21 protein-coding genes are annotated in these 20,103 nt (G+C 40.1%); 6 read left to right on the top strand and 15 right to left on the bottom strand.

Annotation, left to right across the window (positions count from 1 at the left end; genetic code table 11):
* Positions 1-42: 42 nt before the first annotated feature.
* The 7 genes from hslO to HMPREF2750_RS04570 all read right to left on the bottom strand — a co-directional run bounded on the left by hslO (position 43) and on the right by HMPREF2750_RS04570 (position 6,826).
* Positions 43-909, bottom strand: a complete 867-nt coding sequence (gene hslO / locus HMPREF2750_RS04540) for an Hsp33 family molecular chaperone HslO (RefSeq protein ID WP_070582786.1) — start codon at positions 907-909, stop codon at positions 43-45.
* 198 nt (positions 910-1,107) lie between these two features.
* On the bottom strand, positions 1,108-2,187 hold the full coding sequence (locus HMPREF2750_RS04545; protein WP_070582788.1) for a porin: 1,080 nt from the start codon (positions 2,185-2,187) through the stop codon (positions 1,108-1,110).
* Between the two features lie 165 nt (positions 2,188-2,352).
* A complete protein-coding gene (gene rfaC / locus HMPREF2750_RS04550; RefSeq protein ID WP_070582790.1) occupies positions 2,353-3,306 on the bottom strand; it encodes a lipopolysaccharide heptosyltransferase RfaC in 954 nt (317 codons plus the stop codon).
* Positions 3,303-4,208, bottom strand: a complete 906-nt coding sequence (locus HMPREF2750_RS04555) for a DMT family transporter (protein ID WP_070582792.1) — start codon at positions 4,206-4,208, stop codon at positions 3,303-3,305. The genes rfaC and HMPREF2750_RS04555 overlap by 4 nt, the downstream gene beginning before the upstream one ends.
* Complete coding sequence (gene waaF / locus HMPREF2750_RS04560; RefSeq protein ID WP_070582794.1) at positions 4,205-5,248, bottom strand: lipopolysaccharide heptosyltransferase II; 1,044 nt, start codon at positions 5,246-5,248, stop codon at positions 4,205-4,207. The genes HMPREF2750_RS04555 and waaF overlap by 4 nt, the downstream gene beginning before the upstream one ends.
* A 98-nt stretch (positions 5,249-5,346) precedes the next feature.
* Positions 5,347-6,270 carry an ADP-glyceromanno-heptose 6-epimerase gene (gene rfaD / locus HMPREF2750_RS04565; protein WP_049373042.1) on the bottom strand — a complete coding sequence of 308 codons (924 nt, stop codon included), beginning with the start codon at positions 6,268-6,270 and terminating at the stop codon, positions 5,347-5,349.
* A 52-nt stretch (positions 6,271-6,322) separates the two neighbouring features.
* On the bottom strand, positions 6,323-6,826 hold the full coding sequence (locus HMPREF2750_RS04570) for a protein disulfide oxidoreductase (protein WP_070582795.1): 504 nt from the start codon (positions 6,824-6,826) through the stop codon (positions 6,323-6,325).
* Between the two features lie 110 nt (positions 6,827-6,936).
* Between HMPREF2750_RS04570 and deoC the strand changes: the two genes are divergently transcribed.
* A complete protein-coding gene (gene deoC / locus HMPREF2750_RS04575; protein WP_070582797.1) occupies positions 6,937-7,611 on the top strand; it encodes a deoxyribose-phosphate aldolase in 675 nt (224 codons plus the stop codon).
* A 64-nt stretch (positions 7,612-7,675) separates the two neighbouring features.
* Here the strand turns inward: deoC and proS are convergent, their stop codons facing one another.
* From proS to truD, 6 genes are all read right to left on the bottom strand, one after another.
* Positions 7,676-9,391: a proline--tRNA ligase gene (gene proS, locus HMPREF2750_RS04580; protein ID WP_070582799.1), complete on the bottom strand. Its 1,716-nt coding sequence runs from the start codon at positions 9,389-9,391 to the stop codon at positions 7,676-7,678.
* 95 nt (positions 9,392-9,486) lie between these two features.
* Complete coding sequence (nlpD, locus tag HMPREF2750_RS04585) at positions 9,487-10,719, bottom strand: murein hydrolase activator NlpD (RefSeq protein WP_070582801.1); 1,233 nt, start codon at positions 10,717-10,719, stop codon at positions 9,487-9,489.
* 23 nt (positions 10,720-10,742) lie between these two features.
* Positions 10,743-10,931: a hypothetical protein gene (locus tag HMPREF2750_RS04590; protein WP_070582803.1), complete on the bottom strand. Its 189-nt coding sequence runs from the start codon at positions 10,929-10,931 to the stop codon at positions 10,743-10,745.
* 16 nt (positions 10,932-10,947) lie between these two features.
* A complete protein-coding gene (locus tag HMPREF2750_RS04595) occupies positions 10,948-11,523 on the bottom strand; it encodes a YqaA family protein (RefSeq protein WP_070582805.1) in 576 nt (191 codons plus the stop codon).
* Positions 11,524-11,575: 52 nt separating this feature from the next.
* On the bottom strand, positions 11,576-12,316 hold the full coding sequence (surE, locus tag HMPREF2750_RS04600; protein WP_070582807.1) for a 5'/3'-nucleotidase SurE: 741 nt from the start codon (positions 12,314-12,316) through the stop codon (positions 11,576-11,578).
* A complete protein-coding gene (gene truD / locus HMPREF2750_RS04605; RefSeq protein WP_070582808.1) occupies positions 12,316-13,338 on the bottom strand; it encodes a tRNA pseudouridine(13) synthase TruD in 1,023 nt (340 codons plus the stop codon). Before truD ends, surE begins: the two co-directional genes overlap by 1 nt.
* A 206-nt stretch (positions 13,339-13,544) precedes the next feature.
* Here truD and rraB point away from each other — a divergent pair, with 206 nt between their 5' ends.
* The 3 genes from rraB (at position 13,545) to slyD (ending at position 15,433) form a co-directional block, all read left to right on the top strand.
* Positions 13,545-13,973 carry a ribonuclease E inhibitor RraB gene (rraB, locus tag HMPREF2750_RS04610; RefSeq protein ID WP_070582810.1) on the top strand — a complete coding sequence of 143 codons (429 nt, stop codon included), beginning with the start codon at positions 13,545-13,547 and terminating at the stop codon, positions 13,971-13,973.
* A gap of 63 nt (positions 13,974-14,036) precedes the next feature.
* Positions 14,037-14,750, top strand: a complete 714-nt coding sequence (locus HMPREF2750_RS04615) for an SIMPL domain-containing protein (RefSeq protein WP_070582812.1) — start codon at positions 14,037-14,039, stop codon at positions 14,748-14,750.
* A 44-nt stretch (positions 14,751-14,794) separates the two neighbouring features.
* Positions 14,795-15,433, top strand: coding sequence for a peptidylprolyl isomerase (gene slyD, locus HMPREF2750_RS04620; protein WP_049364711.1), 639 nt, complete (start codon positions 14,795-14,797; stop codon positions 15,431-15,433).
* A gap of 78 nt (positions 15,434-15,511) precedes the next feature.
* Here slyD and hslU read toward each other — a convergent pair whose 3' ends face one another.
* Together hslU and hslV are read right to left on the bottom strand one after the other, a co-directional pair.
* Entirely contained in the window at positions 15,512-16,846 is a 1,335-nt protein-coding gene (gene hslU, locus HMPREF2750_RS04625; protein ID WP_070582814.1) for an HslU--HslV peptidase ATPase subunit, read from the bottom strand.
* A gap of 9 nt (positions 16,847-16,855) precedes the next feature.
* Entirely contained in the window at positions 16,856-17,386 is a 531-nt protein-coding gene (hslV, locus tag HMPREF2750_RS04630; protein ID WP_005695137.1) for an ATP-dependent protease subunit HslV, read from the bottom strand.
* Positions 17,387-17,606: 220 nt separating this feature from the next.
* Between hslV and aphA the strand changes: the two genes are divergently transcribed.
* Positions 17,607-18,314 (top strand): acid phosphatase AphA, encoded by a 708-nt coding sequence (gene aphA / locus HMPREF2750_RS04635; RefSeq protein WP_054418492.1) that lies wholly within the window; start codon positions 17,607-17,609, stop codon positions 18,312-18,314.
* Positions 18,315-18,429: 115 nt separating this feature from the next.
* Positions 18,430-20,040 (top strand): DNA recombination protein RmuC, encoded by a 1,611-nt coding sequence (gene rmuC, locus HMPREF2750_RS04640; protein ID WP_070582816.1) that lies wholly within the window; start codon positions 18,430-18,432, stop codon positions 20,038-20,040.
* The last annotated feature ends 63 nt before the right edge of the window (positions 20,041-20,103 follow it).

Here is a 20,103-nt window from a genome sequence, read left to right on the forward strand (position 1 = left end):
AGCGCATAAAAAAATCCCCGTTATCATGAACGGGAATTTTTCTTATTGTGCTTGTTTGAGTTTATTGATGGCTTCTTTATTGAAGAAGTAATGTGTGCCACAACATTCACACTGCATATCAATACTGCCTTTATGCTCTTCTAAGATTTCATCAATTTCAGCTTCTGGAATCAACAACAATGCTGCTCCAGAACGTTCAGGTGAGCAACCACAGAAGAAAGAAACAGCTTGTGGTTCAAACACTTCTACTACTTCTTCGTGATATAAGCGATAAAGCAATTCTTCTGCGGGTAATCCAAATAACTCCTCATCTTTTACGGTTGCAGCTAACGTAGTTAAATGCTCAAAATCCTCTGGCGTACCTTGGCCATCCGGCATAATTTGTAGCAACATCCCAGCTGCAACGACTTTACCGTCATATTCACCTGTACGAATAATAAGTTGGGTTTGTAATTGTTCTGAACGAACAAAATAGTCTTCTAAACATTCCGTAATGGTTGGTTTATCTAAACCGATAACGCCTTGATAACGTTCACCTTCAGTTGGAGCAATCGTAATCACTAATACGCCTTTGCCGATCATATCATGAAGGCTCATGCCATCTTGAATATCACCTTGTACACGTGCTAATGCACGGATCTGTTGTTGGTCATTACCATTTACTAAAGCTAATTTTAATGGCCCATCACCTTGAATTTGAACCGTAATATTACCGTTAAATTTTAATGTTGCAGTCAATAAATTCGTTGCCACCATCATCTCACCCAATAAGTTTTGTACGGCTTTTGGATAATGGTGGGTATTCAATGTATCAGTAAAGGTTTGGTTTAATCGTACCCATTCACCACGCACGGCACGGTTTTGGAAAAGGTAGCGGTAAAGTTTGTCATTGTCTTGAGTGTAATTCATTATTTGTTCCTATTTATTCTTTGAGTAAAAAGTGCGGTCAATTTTGTGAATAAATCTTAAACGTTCAAAAAAGATGTCGTTTTATTACCGCACTTTTTGCCTGTGCAGTATTATGGGGGTGAAAATCAAAATTACAAGCCAAAAAGAAAAGCGGATAGCTTTCACTATCCGCTCGCTTTATAAAATTAAACTGATAAATTACCAGTATGCACGTAAACCGATAACAGTTTTGAAATCACGGCTACGATCTACAGTGCTGTTTTCGTATTTAGTACGAGTTGCTTGCCATTCTAAGAATGGTTTCACTTTTAAAGAACCTTGATTGTATACGTAGTATTCAGTACCCACCATAAATTGACGAGTTCTGTCTGTATCACCAAATTGTTTATCTGTTTTATATGCGTACATTGCATATACGTTCCAATCTTCGTTTAAACCTTGACGAACAACTGCACGCACTTCATTTTTAGTACGTTTATCACCTTGGTTTTTAGTTACTTGACGCTCTAAATCTAAACCATAAGTAGTATGAACGAAGTTATAGGCCAAACCTAATCCATAAGCATTACGGTAGTATGATGTATTGTTAGCATTTTCAGAAATTTCACGAGTAAAACCTGCTGCTACGGTCACATTTTGAATGCTATCAATTGCATGATTAAAGATAAGACCTGTACCCCAAGCATTTTTACGTTTGTTTGTTAAATCAAGGTTTTTCATGCTACGTTTGCTTGAACCACCGTAGTACGCACCAAATTTAACTTTGTTATCACCATAATTACCGTTGTACACATATTGAGTTACACGACGTGCAGAACCATCTAATAAGCCATCAGATAAGCTGTAAGTATTTGCTAAGTCGGTTTGTTTTACTTCATCAGTGATAGTTACCATATTACCGTAAGTTAATTCACCGAATTGTTTGTGGCCAAAACCAGCATAAAGTTGGTGAGTATAAACATGGTCAAAATCGTGTTGTGAAGGCGCTTCACCACGCATACGCCATTCAGCACGGCCTAAAGCGTAGAAATCACTACCTAAGCTTTGTTTTAATTTAAAACCAAAACGTGAGCCGTTGTTATCAACTGCGTGGTTGATGTGTTCTTTAGTTACATCACCATTTACATAGTTAGTTTTGTTAGAGGTGCTTTCCCATTTAACACGTAAAGAACCGTAAAAATCAACATCAGTACCAGTTTGGTCAATGTGGAAGTTATAAGCTTGTGCAGAACCTGCTGCTAATGCCGCTACAGATAAAGCAAGAAGTGTTTTTTTCATAACGCTTTCCCTATTATTTAATGAAGTTTATTAAAAAATTGAACTTTTTGCAGTTTATACACTACAACCTAAATGGTCAATATTAATTTTTGCCAACTATCAGAAAATAGGCAATATTTTGACTAAAATCAATCCAGATAAATACATATTCGATTATTTTGTCGCCTATTTAATTAATAAATTAAGCTCAGAAAATACTTGGTCTGAAGTAATATTTCCCATTGAATTCGCTGTTAAATAATGCTGATTTTGACCATAACAGCCAATTAAGGTCGGAGCTGTTGCGCCATAAAGCGTAATATTTGGTTTGTCCAGTGCGGCAGTCAAATGGGCAAGCCCTGTGTCTACCGATACCACGGCTTTCGCATTGGCAATTTGTTCAGCCAATTCATGCAATGAAAGCTTAGGCAAAACAACTACATGAGATAAGCCGACAGCCAATCGCTCTGCTCTCGTCTTTTCTTTTTCGTTTCCCCAAGGTAAACGAACTTGAACAGAAAGTGCGGTCACTTTTTCAATTAAATTTCGCCATTCATGTTCTGGCCAATGCTTTTCATCTCTTGTCGTAGAATGAAAAAAGATCACATAAGGTTCGATAGAATCGGTAGAAATAAAATGACGAGCAATATCGTAATCCCCTTTTTCTTTCTGTAATGGATAAGATAATGCTTGTGCAAAAAGTTGACGAATACGTTCTACCGCATGCTGTTGATAAGAAATTGCGTATTTTTTATCGTAGAACAATGAGGCAATCGGCTCACGGATACTTTTGCGATCATAGCCATGTTTAATGCCATTGGCTAAGCGTGTCGCAAAAAAGGCACTTTTAAAAAGCCCTTGCGCGTCAATCACGGCATCATATTGATTGGCTTGTAATAAAGTGCGGTAAGATTTCCATTCGTTTTTTGTTTGAGCTGAAAAAGGCGATTTTCGCCAACGTCTTAAGGCAATTGGAATGATTTGCTTCACTGCAGAATGCCAATGTGGAATTTCGGCAAAATTCTCTTCTACCACCCAATCAATGGAGAGATTAGGAATAGCACGCTGCGCATCAGTCAATGCCGGCAAAGTATGAATTACATCGCCCATAGAAGACGTTTTGATCACGCATACTTTCATTTAATAAACCTTCTTCCCCAGTGCATAATACCGAGACCTGATACAGCTAAAATACCACCAATAATTAAGGATGAATCCACTTGTTCATTCAACCAAACGGCTGAGAATAGAATCCCTAAAATCGGCACTAGAATAATATAAGCTGAGGCATTACCTGCGCCTAAGTATTTCACTCCATCAAAATACCAGGCGTAGGCCAATACTGTGGCACCAAATGCGAGGCCAAGCAAACTGATCCACTCGCCTTGCGATAAATTCAGTACAGTAAGCCAATCGTCTGCACTTTCCACGCATAACGCGCTCATAAATAACAGTAAAAAACCAAAAATGGAAGATAATGTGGTCGCGGTGAGTGAATCAATGCCCGCCAGTACTTTTCTCGCCAATAAGGTGTAAACGACCCAACAAATCAGCGCCCCAATCAATAATATTTGCCCAAAGCCAAAGGAATCCATCATCTGTAAAAAATTCCCTTTTGTGAGAGCCAATAGCGATCCACTCATGGCAATAACCATTCCGAGTATTACCCAGCGATTCCATTTTTCTTTAAATAAAAAAATTGCCAAAAGCGTGGTAAATACCGGGTTTGTCGCCACAATAACAGCCGCTTGCCCCGCAGGAAGATATTTCAGCCCCCAGATAAAAAACGTGGAATAGGCAAAAACACCGAAGAAAGCAGTGACAAACAAACCAATCCATTGATTCGCTCTAAGTTGTTTCGCATATTTGAAGCGATTTGCCGCATATAACCAAATCATGAGCGGAATAATCGCGAACAAAAATCGTAAACTTGAAGCCACAAATGTCGGCATAGCTTGGGCAACCACTCGCCCCCAAGGCCAAGAAGCGCCCCATAAAATGGCCATTCCGATTAATTGTAAGTGTATGCGTAGAGGGTTCATTTTGCTAATAATGCCTCTAATTTTTCTAATGCCATTTCAGGTGTAATATCAATCAAACTTTGATGATACCCTTCCGAGCTATCTGTACTTTTACGCACCTTAATTAAATCGCCTTCAATTAAACGAATAATCACGGCTTTATCTGATAATGGTGGCGTATAAGTTGGGCTCGTTGGGCCATAAAGTGCAACCAATGGGCGATCTGTCGCGGCCGCAATATGCATTAAGCCACTGTCATTGCTTACCACTGCGGTACAATTAGCAATTAAATCTACCGCTTGATTCAGGTTTGTTTGCCCTGCCAAATTCAAACAGAATGGTTGTAGCTCGGCAGGCAACGCATTGCGAATTTGCTCACCTGCTTCCACATCTTTTGGTGAACCAAATAATTCTACCGCATAGCCTTTTTCAATGAGCATTTCAGCCAATTTAGCATAATGATAATGCGGCCAACGTTTAGCTGGACCAAATTCTGCTCCAGGACAAAAACCGATAATCGGACACTCGCCTAAAAGTGCGGTCTGTTTTTCAAAGTTTTTTAAGGTTTCCGCCTGTTGAGTTGAGTCAACGGTTAAATAAGGTTTTAGAACAGGAATATCAGCCGCTTTCGGTACCGCATTTTGCTCAAAAGCTAACGCCACATAACGTTGCACCATCATAGGATAATCACGTTTATTATTGCGTAAATCGTTAAGCAAGAAATAACGGCTTTCTCCTTTCCAACCACGACGTACCGCAATTTTTGCAAAGGCGGGAATAAAGGCTGACTTCAACGAGTTTGGTAATACAATTGCCATATCATATTGATTGCGTAATGCCTTACCTAGACGATAACGTTCACACAAGGCAAACTTGCCGTGTCCGAGCGGCATTTCAATGGCATGACGTACTTCTGGCATACGGGCTAAAAGTGGTTTACACCAATTGGGTGCCATCACATCAATTTGGCAATTTGGATATTGCTGTTTGAGTTGTTGATACAAACTGTGCGACATCATCATATCGCCGACCCAAGACGGGCCGATAATTAAAATATTCATGTTTGACCTTATAACAAAAGTGCGGCTAAAAATAAGACCAATTTTAACCGCACTTTATTCATTTTCTAGTATTGAACAACATTATTTGTTCAATATTTTTATTTATTTAACCATGCCATGTACTCAGCCACACCTTCCGCGACAGTTTTAAATGGTTTGTCGTAGCCTGTTGCGCGAAGTTTCTCAAGATTAGCTTGAGTATATTCTTGATAGCGCGATTTCAAATGCTCTGGGAATGGAATGGTTTCCACTGCGCCTTTGCCGTGGAATTTAATTACCGCTTTTGCTACCTCTGCAAAAGACTCTGCATTGCCGGTACCACAGTTAAAGATACCCGAAATGCCATTTTGCCAGCACCAAATGTTGACTTGTGCCACATCGCCTACATAAACGAAATCACGGCGGAAGTGTTCACTGCCTGCAAATAATTTTGGATTTTCGCCTTTCAGGATTTGGTTATTTAAGTGGAATGCCACACTCGCCATTGAGCCTTTGTGTCCTTCACGCGGACCATAAACGTTAAAATAACGGAAACCACATACCGGTGATTGCGCTTCAGGTAAAATCGCACGCACATATTGGTCGAATAAGAATTTAGAATAACCGTACACATTCAATGGGCCTTCAAATTCACGCTCTTCACGGAATTCAGTTTTGTCGCCATAAGTTGCCGCACTTGATGCATACAAGAACGGAATTTGACGATCTAAACAGTAATGCAATAACTCTTTTGAATATTCGTAGTTATTATGCATAATGTATTTGCCGTCCCATTCAGTGGTCGCTGAGCAAGCCCCTTCATGGAATACCGCATCGATATCACCTAAATCATCGCCTGCAATAATGGATGCAATGAAGTCTTCTTTATCGCAGTAATCTGCGATATCAAGATCCACTAAGTTAATGAATTTAGTCCCGTCTTTTAAGTTATCCACCACTAAAATATCTTTGCGTCCCATATCGTTTAACGCTTTAACGATATTACTGCCGATAAAACCTGCACCACCTGTTACGATAATCATAATTCTGTCCTCTTTAAAATAAGTCTGTGTATTGTAATAGATTTTGTACCGCTTAGCCAAAAAACTCTGTGAAAAACAACCGCACTTTTAAGCCCCAGTAACTTGTCCAGCCCGTTGTGGCCAAATCCATTTTTCCTTTATTTAAAATAATAATTGTTGGTGTCACATTCACCTGCCATTGATCCGCAATCTTGCCTTGAGGATCATTCACCGTTGTAAACTGATAGTGATGCGTTTGTAAATAATCTTCCACTTCCTTATTTGTCCCCGAACGCAGCGCAACAGAGACTACCGGATAGCCCTCTTCTGAAAGTGAATTAATTGCTGGAGAAGTATAACGACAATAACCACACCAACTTCCCCAGAAGTAAATGATCGTCGGCTTAGCTTGATCTAATTGGGGTAAAAAGAAGGCATTCCCCTGTAAATCATAAAGTGCAGTCGCATTGATTTCAGGTGGAATATTGGGTTTACGAATAAAATCGAGAATACTGCTTACGATAATCAACGTCAGCAGGAGCGAAATCGCATTTTTTAATAATGTTTTAAGTTTCACAATAAAATTTCATGATCTAGGATAAATGGATTGTAATCGATCAGAAAAGTGCGGTCAAAATTACAGATATTTTGCTATGATAACCACATCATTTTATAAGGAGAAAAAATATGGATAGTAAACAATTAGCACAATATATTGACCACACTGCCCTTACAGCTGAAAAAACAGAGCAGGATATTCTTAAGCTCTGCGATGAAGCCATTCAATACGGCTTTTATTCAGTCTGTATTAATTCAGGTTATATTCCTTTAGCCAAAGAAAAACTCGCTGGCTCAGATGTAAAAATTTGTACGGTAGTCGGTTTCCCACTTGGTGCCAACTTATCCTCTGTCAAAGCGTTTGAAACCCAAGAAGCCATCAAAGCTGGTGCGGGTGAAATCGATATGGTGATTAATGTTGGCTTAATTAAATCCAATAAATGGGATGCCGTAAAAGACGATATTCAAGCTGTATTAACGGCTTGTCATGGCGTGCCACTTAAAGTGATTTTAGAAACGTGCTTACTCACCAAAGAAGAAATCGTAAAAGCCTGTGAAATCTGTAAAGCATTAGGTGTAGCATTCGTTAAAACCTCAACGGGTTTCAATAAAGGCGGCGCAACCGTAGAAGATGTGGCATTAATGAAGAAAACGGTAGGCAACATTGGCGTGAAAGCCTCTGGCGGTATTCGTGATACTCAAACCGCACTAGCGATGATTAAAGCGGGAGCTACTCGAATTGGCGCAAGCGCAGGCATTGCGATTGTAACGGGTGTTTCTGGTAATACCTCAAGCAATTACTAATCGATAATAAAAAAGGAGATTGAAGTGTGTGCTTCAATCTCCTTTTTAATCATCAAAGACTCAATTAAGCTTTAATTTGTCCTTTCAAGAAATCTAACAACTGCTCTTTTGCAATCATTTGTTTTTCACCAGTGCGGCGATTTTTGTATTCGATTTCGCCGTTTGCGAGATTTTTCTCACCAATCACTACCATGTGTGGCACGCCGATAAGTTCCATATCTGCAAACATCACACCTGGGCGTTCTTTACGATCATCAAAGATCACTTCTACACCTTGTGCTTGTAAAGTGCGGTACAATTCTTCGGCATATTCTTGAACGCTTTCAGATTTATGCATATTCATAGGCACGACAGCTACGGTGAATGGCGCAATTTCATCTGTTGGCCATATAATACCGCGATCATCAAAATGTTGTTCAATCGCCGCAGCCACCACACGCGTTACACCAATACCGTAACATCCCATGGTTACGACCATTGGACGACCATCTTCACCTTGAACAGTCGCATTCATCGCTTCTGAGTATTTTTTACCTAATTGGAAAATATGACCTACTTCGATACCACGTTTAATCAATAAGGTACCTTTACCATCTGGGCTTGGGTCACCTTCAACTACGTTACGAATATCGGCTACTTTTGGTAAAGCTACATCACGTTCCCAGTTGATATTGAAGTAATGTTTACCATCAATATTTGCACCTGCACTGAAATCAGACACTAACGCCACTGAACGGTCAATAATCACTGGAATATTAAGATTAACAGGGCCTAATGAACCGACACCCGCCCCAATTTTTGCTTTGATAACAGCTTCGTCTGCAAATTCAAATGGTGAAGCCACTTCTGGTAATTTTTCGGCTTTGATTTCGTTTAATTCATGGTCACCACGAATCACTAATGCCACTAACGGTTGCTCTTCGCTTGCCCCTTTTACGATTAAGGTTTTAACCGTTTTCTCAATTGGCAAATTAAATTGTTCCACCAACTCTGCAATTGTTTTTGCATTTGGTGTATCAACTAATTCCATCGCTTTCGCTGGTGCTGCACGCTCACCAATCGCCACCGCTTCGGCTAATTCAATGTTTGCTGCGTAATCAGATTCCGTAGAGAAAATCACATCATCTTCACCGCTGTTTGCTAACACTTGGAATTCATGTGAGGCGCTACCACCGATAGAACCAGTGTCTGCTTGTACTGCACGGAAATCTAAACCTAAGCGATTAAAAATATTGCTGTAAGTTTGGTACATCACATCATAAGTTTGTTGCAAGCTCGCGTGATCAGCATGGAAAGAATACGCATCTTTCATGATAAATTCACGCGAACGCATTACACCAAAACGAGGACGTACTTCATCACGGAATTTAGTTTGAATTTGGTATAAATTGATTGGGAGTTGTCTGTATGATGACACTTCGCGACGAACTAAGTCCGTAATTACTTCTTCGTGTGTTGGACCTAATACAAAGTTACGATTACCACGATCCTCAAAACGAAGTAATTCTGGACCATATTGTTCCCAACGACCTGATTCTTCCCATAATTCTGCTGGTTGCACGACTGGCATTTTGATTTCAAGTGCGCCGCTTTTATCCATTTCTTCACGAATGATTTTTTCTACTTTACGAAGCACACGCCAGCCTGTTGGCATCCAGTTATAAAGACCTGAAGCAAGAGGACGAATCATCCCCGCACGAAGCATTAATTGATGGCTCACAATGGCCGCTTCAGCTGGGGTTTCTTTTAATGTTGAGAATAAATATTGACTTGTACGCATTGAATTAACCTTAGATTCTAAGCATTGAGAAAAAATTGGTGAGAGTATAACAAAAAGTGCGGTCATTTTTAACCGCACTTTTTTCTGAGAAAAGATTATCTTCTCGGTAAGTATCTAACAGGATCGACAGATTTACCTTTATAACGGATCTCGAAGTGAAGTTTCACAGCATTGGTTCCTGTGCTACCCATTTTCGCAATCTCTTGACCCGCTTTCACTTCTTGTTGATCGCTAACTAAGATCTTGTCGTTGTGTGCATAAGCACTTAAGAAATCATCGTTATGTTTGATGATGATTAAGTTACCGTAGCCACGTAATGCGTTACCCGCATAAACAACACGACCACTCGCAGCCGCTTTAACTGCTTGTCCACGAGAACCACTGATATCAATCCCTTTGTTTCCACCATCCGAGTTAGAGAAACCTTGGATCACGTTGCCTTGGGTTGGCCATTGCCATGCCACATTTGATGCAACTGGTGCCACAACGTTTGCATTAACTGGCGTATTGTTTGTGGTTTCCACTTGAGTTGTCGTTGTCACCGGTGTGCTAGGTGTATTGTTGGTAAACGCTGGTGTTGATGCACCATCTGTTGCAACACCTGATTTAATTGGACCAATTACCGTACCATCAGAACCAATTTGAGTACCGTTTGCACCTGGTGTATAAGTCACTTCTGGCTCAGCAGGGGCTGCCGGTGCAGCTGGTGCCGTTGTTTTTACTGGCACAGTCGTGGTAACCGTTTTAGTTGAACAATTTGAAATTTTTAACGTTTGGCCTACACTTAAACTATAAGGCTCTTTCATATTGTTCATGCTTGCCAAATCTTTCACGTCCATACCCGTCAAGTAAGCGATTAAGAACATGGTGTCGCCTTTGTTTACTTTATAGGTGTTTCCTTTGTATGAACCTTTTTGAATTTGGCTGTAATCTGGTGCGTTGGTATTTGGATTACGTGGCACGTTGATTGCACCTGAGCTGGTACAATCAGAAACTGTTTTAGTTACCGTTTTAGTTTGCGGTTGAACCGGTGCTGGAGCAGGCATTGGTTTAGGTTGTGCCGCAGCAGGTTGTTGAACCGGTTGATAAGTTGGTTGGAAACTTGGTTGTGGTGTTTGAGCTCCCGTTGGCACGCTATTGCCCATGGTATTTGGCATAGTATTTTGTTGTATTTCTGGCTGCCATGTACCGCTCGAATTATTATCAACAGGCTGCATTACACCCGGAGAAAGTGTGCCATCTACATTTTCAATTGGCGCAGGGCTATTTGAACTACAAGCCGTTAAAATAGCGATACTCACAGGGAGCAATAAAAACGATTTTTTCATTTATTCTTCCTTTAACATTAAATTTATTTCATTTGATTTGGCATCGAATTTTTTTCAATTTCCGGCATAAAGCTACCACCGGCAACAGCTCCCGTTCCTTCTACAGGTTGCATAATACCGTTAGGCAATGCATCGGGATCTTGTTTTTGTGGTTCTCCTGTACATGCTGAGATCAACAATACACTTGAGATAATAAAGAGTAATTTATTCATAAAAAAGGTCATCCTGTTATTTTAAAATAAGATAAGCAATCACAGCCAGAGCAACCACACTCCAACCAATGATTTCAATGGATTTACGTAATTTTGCAGCGAATTTTTCTCCGCCCCATGCGGCGAGTTTTGCCACTAAAATAAAACGAGCAAAACGCGACACGAATGCGGTAATCACAAAGGGGATAAATGCCATTTGCATCACGCCCGCGCAAATGGTGAAAACTTTGTAAGGAATCGGGCTAAAACCAGCGACAAAGACCACTAAAACACCCCATTCTTTAAACCACGCCATAGCTTGTTCCCAAGCGGCTTGGTAACCCCATTGTTGAATATAACCTTGAACCCAATCAAAGGCATAATAGCCGATAGCATAACCAATCATTCCCCCCACTACAGAAGCGACCGCCGTATAAAGCGCAAAACGAAACGCACTTTTCGGTTTTGACATTGACATTGGAATCAACATCACATCGGGTGGAATTGGAAAGAAAATGGCCTCAATAAAACTTACAAAGGATAACCAAAATACAGCAAAGCGATGTTTGGACCATTGCATCGTTTTATCGTACATCGCACCAAAAATATTCATTCACTTATCCTTCATGGGTTCAACAGGAGAAAATTTGTTTCAAAATGGCACATTATTCACTTTCCAGCCAATCTTGTAAAGCAGCAATTGACTGATGAGCCGTAAGATCTGCTTGAATTGGCGTAATGGAAACATAACCATTTTTTACTGCATGGAAATCGGTGCCTTCACCATCATATTCCGGCAAGCCTGATGGACCAATCCAATAGATATTTTCGCCTCGAGGATCTTCTTGTTTAATCACTTCAGCTGCAGATGCACGATAGCCTAAATGACACACCTTAATGCCTTTGAGTTCTTCGTAAGGTAAATCTGGTACATTGATATTGATCACTTCGCGTTTATTCAATAATTGAGGATGTAATTTGGGAATCAAATCACACACCACGCGAGCCGCTGTTTCATAATGCAGACGACCATCTAAAGAGACGGCAATGGCTGGCAATCCCAAATGGCGACCTTCTAATGCTGCAGCCAAGGTGCCTGAATACAAGGTATCATCACCCATATTACAACCGGCATTAATACCAGATACAACAAGATCAACTTGTCCGGATAAAAAACCGTTTAATGCCAAATGTACACAATCAGCCGGTGTGCCGTTCACGCAATAATCACCGCTGTCTAAATGATGCGGGCGAAGTGGCTCAACAAGCGTTAATGAGCTTGATGCCGCGCTACGATTACGATCGGGTGCAACAATTACCACATCGGCAATTTTTCGTAATTCTTTTGCTAAAACTTGAATCCCTTCGGCGTGAAAACCGTCATCATTGCTGACTAAAATTCGCATTATTCTTCTTCCTTAATATTCACTAACTCTCGCACCAATGCAGTGGCATAACTCCCTGCTGGCAAATAAAATGAGAGCTTCAATCCGTCTTCAACAAACGTCCAATGGAAATCTTTTGCCTGCATCAATAAAGGGCGGCGAGCGGCTTTCATTCTTTCTTGTTTCATTAACTCTTGGAAAACCTGATGTTCCAAAACCACTTGATTTTCGACCGCACTTGCAGATAAATTTTCTTCGCCAATTAAAGGCGCGGTCAGCAAAATATCTTGCTCGTTCAAACGTTGCTGTAAAACCGCTAAATCTTCATTTTCATCAGCTTTAAACCAACTGTGCGATCCATTTAATTGCACAATATCGTCTCTTAGAACCTGATCTGCCACATTTTGTTCAATTCGTTCTGCTACAACTAAATTAAAAATTTCACTGCGAGCCGCTGAAAGGTAAAAACTGCGTTTTTTACGATCTTTGACCTTAATCTCCCCTTTCGCCCAACGAATTGCTTGAGTCAGATTATGACCATCACGCCCAAAACGTTGTTCGGTAAAGTAGTTAGGGAAACCGTATTTCGCCACAAAATTTAAGCGCTCATTTAATTCATCACTTTCTTTTGCGCCACGTAATAAAATCTCAAAAGCATTTCCTTGAAGACTGCCCGTGCGAATTTTACGATTGTGGCGAGTCACTTCTAAAATCTCGACACCTTCCAATTGAAATTGGCTAAAATCTGGCGTTTCTTTACCTGGCATTTGCAAACAAAACCATTGTTCTGTAATACCATGACGGTCTTTCAGACCTGCATAACCCATATTTCGATCAGAAATACCCGCAAACTTGGCAAGTTTTTCGCCCACAAACAATGTATTGCAATCCGTTTTACGGATTTTTACCGCCACAAATTCGCCTTCGCCTGACATTTCATAGCCAAGATCTTCTTTAACGATAAAATCAGCAAATTCTTGCTTTAAAAGTGCGGTTGTTTTTGGCGGTGTTTTTAAGGTGAAATAAGGGAGATGTTTGACCATTTTTTTCATTCTAAAATAAGAAAGCCCAACTTTTTTCGCTGCAATAAATAGCGTGATCAGCTGGGCATGTTAAGCACAATTTATTCGCGCAGAATTTTAACCTTTCCGCCCCTTCAAGGCAAACTGAAATGAGAATAAATTTTTAGCGACATTTTCATCTTTATCCCCTACAATGACCGCACTTTTTCTGACAAAAGGAATACCTTATGACGAACTTTAACGAACTTCAAGAAGAAACCCGTGAAATCATTACGGATTTATTAAATGACGGCAGCGATCCGGATGCGCTTTATATTATCGAACATCACATCGCCCATTATGATTTTGATACCTTAGAAAAAATTGCCGTGGATGCTTTCAAAGCAGGCTATGAAGTGTCAGAAGCAGAAGAATTTGAAGATGAAAATGGCAAGATCATTTTCTGTTTTGACATCATCAGTGAAGTGGAATTAAAGCCTGAAATTATTGATGCACAACAAAAAGAAATTCTGCCATTAGTGGAAAAATACAAAGGCATTTATGATGGCTGGGGCACGTATTTTGAAGATCCGAATGCAGAGGACGATGAATACGGCGATGACGGCGAATTTTTTGACGATGAAGATGTCGAAGACGACAACGAACGTTTACATTAATAATAACAAAGGGCGTGTTAAACCGCCCTTAATTTTTATCTTACCCAAATAGGAATGAAAAAAATGAAACTCAAAGCGTTATCTTTAGCATTACTTGCCTTGCCTATCGCTTCTTTTGCTGCAGAACCCGTATCTCATCAACCAACGGATGTCAGCTTTAGTGTTGAAGCAGAAAAAGAAGTAGAACGTGATTTATTGCAAGTGTCCCTTTTTTACCAAGCGGAAGGCAATGATTTATCCGCACTCAATAAAACCATGGCCGAAAAAATGAATAAAGCCATTGAGTTAGCAAAACAACAAAGTGCGATCGAAATTAAAGACAATTCTCGTAATACCTGGATTCGCTATGACAATAAAGGCAAACAACAAGGCTGGATTGCGCGTGCAGAATTAACCTTAGAAAGTAAAGATTCTCAAGTGTTATCAACATTAGTACATGAATTAGATGGCGTATTAGCCATTGATCGCGTAAGCGCGTCTGTTTCACGTGAGAAATTAAGTAGTTTAGAAAAGGAATTAACCAAAGAAGCTTTAGCAAAAGTTAAAGATAAAGCACTCTTAATTCAAGAATCTTTGCAGATGAAAGGTTATCACACACAAAGCCTTGATGTATCTTCTGCCAATGATTCAGCGAATGATTTCCGCCCTTATGCTGCTGGGGCAATGATGGCAAAAAGTTTCTCTTACTCGGATGAAAAAGATGAAACTTACACTCAAAGTGGCAAAGAGAAAATTAAAGTCAGTGTGAATGCGCGAATTGCATTGCTTAAAGAATAATTTTCTATACAATGAACGACGATTTTTTTAATAAGGAAAACAATATGAAAGTAGCAAAAAATACGGTTGTGAGTATCGCTTACCAAGTACGTACTCAAGACGGTGTATTAGTTGATGAAGCACCAGCAAATCAACCATTAGAATATTTACAAGGCCACAATAACTTAATCATTGGTCTTGAAAATGCCTTAGAAGGTAAAGAAGTTGGCGACAAATTTGAAGTGCGTGTTCAACCAGAAGAAGGCTACGGCGAATACAATGAAAACATGGTTCAACGTGTACCAAAAGATGTATTCCAAGGCGTTGATGAAGTGGTGGTTGGTATGCGTTTCTTAGCAGATACAGATATCGGCCCTGTTCCTGTTGTGATCACTGAAGTGGATGGCGATGAAGTAGTGGTTGATGGTAACCATATGTTAGCAGGTCAAGAATTACACTTCACGGTTGAAGTTGTTGGTACTCGTGAAGCAACATTAGAAGAAATTGCTCACGGTCACGTGCATGGCGCACATGATCACCACCATCATCACGATGACGAAGATGGTCACGGTTGTGGTTGCGGCGGTCACGGTCATCACCACCATGATCACGATCATGGACACGGCGGTTGCTGTGGCGGTGGTCATAAACACGATCATGATCACGGACACGGTCATGGTGGCTGTGGTTGCGGCGGTCACTAACCTTAATCTAGAGATAAAACTAGAGACAAAAAAAGTGCGGTTAAAAATAACCGCACTTTTTCTTTATCTAAACTTTCATTACAAAATGAATCGACTTAAATCTTCATTTTCAATCACTTCGCCTAAAGCATCAATCACATAAGCGGCATCGATATTCACGGTTTGACCATCCATTTCACTCGCATCAAATGAGATTTTATCCATTAAACGTTCCATAACGGTATGTAAACGTCTTGCACCGATATTCTCCGTTTTCTCATTCACACGGAAAGCGGCTTCGGCAATTTTCTTGATTGCATCTTGTGTAAACTCAATGCTCACGCCTTCTGTCGCCATAAGCGCTTTATATTGCTCTGTTAAAGACGCATTTGGCTCAGTTAGAATACGCTCAAAGTCTTCTGCCGTTAATGCAGACAATTCAACACGAATCGGCAAACGACCTTGCAATTCAGGGATTAAATCTGATGGACGCGCCACTTGGAATGCCCCTGAAGCAATAAAGAGAATATGATCAGTTTTCACCATACCGTGTTTAGTATTAACCGTCGAACCTTCCACTAATGGCAATAAGTCTCGTTGCACGCCTTCACGAGAGACATCGGCACCACTGTATTCGCCTTTTTTACAGATCTTATCGATCTCATCAATAAACACGATACCGTTTTGCTCAACTGCATCGATAGCTTTTTGTTTCAATTCCTCTGGATTGATCAATTTGGCTGCTTCATCATCAATTAAGGTTTTTAACGCATCCTTAATTTTCATTTTGCGTTTTTTGGTTTTATCTGAACCTAAACTTTGGAACATGGATTGTAACTGATTGGTCATTTCTTCCATACCTGGAGGTGCCATGATTTCCACACCCATTGACACGCCCGCCAACACATCAATTTCGATTTCTTTATCGTCTAATTGACCTTCACGTAATTTTTTACGGAACGCTTGGCGAGTACTGCTATTAGTATCGTGGTTTTCCACTTCACCCCATTGATTTTTTGGTGGTGGTAGCAACGCATCTAAAATACGATCTTCAGCCGCATCTTCTGCTTTCGCACGATTTTTCGCAATTTCTTGTTGGCGAACTAATTTCATCGCACTGTCCGTTAAATCACGGATAATGGAATCTACTTCTTTCCCCACATAGCCCACTTCGGTGAACTTGGTTGCTTCCACTTTAATGAAAGGTGCATTGGCTAATTTTGCAAGACGACGCGCAATCTCGGTTTTACCCACACCTGTTGGTCCAATCATTAAAATATTTTTAGGGGTAACTTCATGGCGAAGTGGCTCTTGCAACTGCATTCTTCTCCAACGGTTACGCAACGCGATCGCAACCGCTCTTTTCGCCTCTTTTTGGCCGATAATATGTTGATCTAATTCGGAAACAATTTCACGAGGGGTCATTTCAGACATAATTTTTCCTTATTTATTCGGTAATTCTTCAATAGTGAAATTCGTATTGGTGAACACGCAAATATCACCCGCAATTTTTAAAGATTTTTCTACAATTTCACGAGCTGATAAATCGGTATTTTCTACCAACGCACGGGCTGCCGATAATGCATAATTACCGCCTGAACCAATGGCTAAAATCTGATCGGCTTCTGGCTGCACCACATCACCAATACCGGTAATGATTAAACTTTCTTTTTCATCCGCCACAATCAGCATCGCTTCTAACTTGCGCAACGCACGATCGGTTCGCCAATCTTTGGCTAATTCCACCGCAGCTTTTAACAAATGTCCTTGATGCATTTCTAATTTACGCTCAAATAATTCAAATAAGGTGAACGCATCGGCTGTACCACCTGCGAAACCGGCTAAAACTTTGCCATTATATAAACGGCGCACTTTACGGGCATTCCCTTTCATCACTGTGTTGCCTAATGAAACCTGTCCATCGCCCCCAACAACCACTTGGCCATTACGACGTACGCTTACAATTGTTGTCATTCTTTTAATCCTTCTTTTAAGAAAAGTTACTCGTTATATGGCGATCGATTCCACCAAATTCAAGGGAAAATTTTTCTTTGATGCTTTATTAGACAATCAGTTTTAAAAAATGTGACAAAGATCACTTTTTTAAATAGCAAACGATTGCTATTATTTCACACCTTTATTTTAAAGGAATATGATTTGTTACAAATAAAACAAACTACTTAATGAGGAAAACATGAAAAATTTACTTAAACTTTCTGCCATTGCAATTTTAGCGGCAAGTGCAGCCTCTACTTTTGCATCAAACAAAGAACCTTACACTGAACAAGGTACGAATGCTCGTGAAATGACAGAGCAAAAACCGATTCACTGGATCTCTGTTGAGCAGTTGAAAAAAGAATTAGAAGGCAAAGCACCAATTAATGTGAGCTTCGACATTGATGATACTGTACTTTTCAGTAGCCCTTGTTTCTACCACGGCCAAGAAAAATACTCACCAGGTAAAAATGATTACTTAAAAAATCAAGATTTCTGGAATGAAGTGAATGCAGGTTGTGACCAATATTCCATTCCAAAACAAATTGCGGTGGATTTAATTAATATGCACCAAGCACGTGGTGACCAAATTTATTTTATTACCGGTCGTACAGCTGGCGATAAAGATGGTGTGACACCTGTGCTACAAAAAGCCTTTAATATTAAAGATATGCATCCTGTAGAATTCATGGGCGGTCGCAAACTTCCAACTAAATATAACAAAACACCGGGTATTATTGAGCACAAAGTGAGTATTCACTATGGTGACAGTGATGACGATATCCTAGCCGCAAAAGAAGCGGGTATTCGTGGTATTCGTTTAATGCGTGCAGCAAACTCTACTTACCAACCAATGCCAACCCTTGGTGGCTACGGTGAAGAAGTATTGATTAACTCAAATTACTAATCTTCCTAAAAAGTGCGGTTATTTTGACCGCACTTTTCTTATCTAATTAACCATCTTAATTTTTAAAAAGTTTCTGGGAATATGCTAAAATTTTTCTGTTTTCAGGAGCCTATTTATGTCAGAACTCACGTCTAATCAATACTTAATTATCATTGCCGTGCTGGTTTTTATGAGTGTTGTGATGCTTTTTCTATTAAGCCGTAGCAAACGAGATACACAAGAATTACAACAAGATCTCAATAAAACTATCGGCGATTACAATCAATTGGCTGAGCGTTTTGACTCCTTAAGTGCGGTCAAAAATCAATTAGAACAACAAGCCGTTAAAGTACAAACTCATGCGGAAGGTTTGCAAACTCGTCTTAATGAACGTGATGAAAAAATCCAATATTTAGAAAAAGAATTAGATGAAGAACAGCTCCGCCACGATCAAATTGGCGGGCAAATCACCGCATTAAAAGAACGCTTTGGGATAGCATCTGCACAAGCAGAAAGCTTGCAAGGTCAATTACAACAAGCGCAAGAAAATGCACTTAGAAAAGAACAAGAGCAGCAAAAAACGCAGGAAAAATTGACCGCACTTTCACAAGAATTAACGGAGCTCAAAACCACCCTTTCCGAAAAAGAAAAACATTTTGCTGAACAGCAACAGCATATTGAGCAATCCAAACAACAGCTAGGTGTGGAATTCCAAAATCTGGCCAACCGCATTTTGGAAGAAAAAAGCCAATCCTTTAATCAAACCAATCAAACCGCATTGGAAACCTTGTTGAAGCCTTTCCGTGAACAAATCGAGGGCTTTCAAAAACGAGTCAATGAAATCCATTCGGAATCGGTGAAAGGCAATGCGGGTTTAGAAGCGGAAATCAAAAAGGTGTTGGAAATTGGCTTAAATATGTCGCAAGAAGCCAATAATTTAACTTCTGCTTTAAAAGGTGAAAAGAAAACCCTAGGCAACTGGGGAGAAGTACAACTTGAGCGCGCACTTCAGTTGGCAGGCTTGATTGAAAACGTGCATTACAGTGCACAGGCCCATTTTAAAGATGAACAAGGCGGTCGAAACTATCCTGATTTTGTGCTCAATTTACCTGATGAGAAAAATATTATCATCGATAGCAAAATGTCATTGAATGCTTACGAAAGTGCGGTCAATTCTGAGGATGAATTTGAACGTGAGCGTTTACTAAGGGAGCATATTAAAGCCCTGAAAAATCACATTGATGACTTGCACCGCAAGGATTACAGCAATTTGATTGGCATGCGCAGTCCTAATTTTGTCTTGATGTTCATTGCAGTGGAACCCGCTTATATTGAAGCCTTAAAATTAGACCCAAGTCTATTTAATTATGGTTACGAGAAAAATGTCATTATGGTTTCACACACGACTCTCATGCCAATTTTACGCACAGTGGCAAATTTATGGCGTATCGAACGAGGCAATGCCGAAGCCAAAGAAATCGCAGAAAAAGCAGGTGAAATTTACAACCAGATTTGCTTGGTGGCCGAACGCTTGAACAAACTAGGCAACACCCTTTCCACAGTGAGCAATCAATACAACAGCACCGTTACTGCCCTAGTGGGGCAACAAGGTTTAGTGGGAAAAGTGGAGCGCTTTAAAGACTTGTCAGCGAAAGCTAACAAGAGCATGCCAAACGTTGAATTGCTCAATAATGACGTGGATTTAACGCGCCTATCCCTTATCACTACCGAGAATGAGGTAAAATAAAAAACATCGGTTGAATTTTTCTTTAAAAGCGGCTATTTTCTTGCCGCTTTTTTATTTGAATTT

Source organism: Haemophilus sp. HMSC066D02, assembly GCF_001810545.1.
In the GTDB taxonomy this organism is placed as follows: domain Bacteria; phylum Pseudomonadota; class Gammaproteobacteria; order Enterobacterales; family Pasteurellaceae; genus Haemophilus_D.

Coding starts and splice junctions, on each gene's coding strand:
- hslO (WP_070582786.1), bottom strand. CDS start 909: ATGAATTACACTCAAGACAATGACAAACTTTACCGCTACCTTTTCCAA.
- HMPREF2750_RS04545 (WP_070582788.1), bottom strand. CDS start 2,187: ATGAAAAAAACACTTCTTGCTTTATCTGTAGCGGCATTAGCAGCAGGT.
- rfaC (WP_070582790.1), bottom strand. CDS start 3,306: ATGAAAGTATGCGTGATCAAAACGTCTTCTATGGGCGATGTAATTCAT.
- HMPREF2750_RS04555 (WP_070582792.1), bottom strand. CDS start 4,208: ATGAACCCTCTACGCATACACTTACAATTAATCGGAATGGCCATTTTA.
- waaF (WP_070582794.1), bottom strand. CDS start 5,248: ATGAATATTTTAATTATCGGCCCGTCTTGGGTCGGCGATATGATGATG.
- rfaD (WP_049373042.1), bottom strand. CDS start 6,270: ATGATTATCGTAACAGGTGGTGCAGGTTTTATCGGCAGTAATATCGTT.
- deoC (WP_070582797.1), top strand. CDS start 6,937: ATGGATAGTAAACAATTAGCACAATATATTGACCACACTGCCCTTACA.
- proS (WP_070582799.1), bottom strand. CDS start 9,391: ATGCGTACAAGTCAATATTTATTCTCAACATTAAAAGAAACCCCAGCT.
- nlpD (WP_070582801.1), bottom strand. CDS start 10,719: ATGAAAAAATCGTTTTTATTGCTCCCTGTGAGTATCGCTATTTTAACG.
- HMPREF2750_RS04590 (WP_070582803.1), bottom strand. CDS start 10,931: ATGAATAAATTACTCTTTATTATCTCAAGTGTATTGTTGATCTCAGCA.
- HMPREF2750_RS04595 (WP_070582805.1), bottom strand. CDS start 11,523: ATGAATATTTTTGGTGCGATGTACGATAAAACGATGCAATGGTCCAAA.
- surE (WP_070582807.1), bottom strand. CDS start 12,316: ATGCGAATTTTAGTCAGCAATGATGACGGTTTTCACGCCGAAGGGATT.
- truD (WP_070582808.1), bottom strand. CDS start 13,338: ATGGTCAAACATCTCCCTTATTTCACCTTAAAAACACCGCCAAAAACA.
- rraB (WP_070582810.1), top strand. CDS start 13,545: ATGACGAACTTTAACGAACTTCAAGAAGAAACCCGTGAAATCATTACG.
- HMPREF2750_RS04615 (WP_070582812.1), top strand. CDS start 14,037: ATGAAACTCAAAGCGTTATCTTTAGCATTACTTGCCTTGCCTATCGCT.
- slyD (WP_049364711.1), top strand. CDS start 14,795: ATGAAAGTAGCAAAAAATACGGTTGTGAGTATCGCTTACCAAGTACGT.
- hslU (WP_070582814.1), bottom strand. CDS start 16,846: ATGTCTGAAATGACCCCTCGTGAAATTGTTTCCGAATTAGATCAACAT.
- hslV (WP_005695137.1), bottom strand. CDS start 17,386: ATGACAACAATTGTAAGCGTACGTCGTAATGGCCAAGTGGTTGTTGGG.
- aphA (WP_054418492.1), top strand. CDS start 17,607: ATGAAAAATTTACTTAAACTTTCTGCCATTGCAATTTTAGCGGCAAGT.
- rmuC (WP_070582816.1), top strand. CDS start 18,430: ATGTCAGAACTCACGTCTAATCAATACTTAATTATCATTGCCGTGCTG.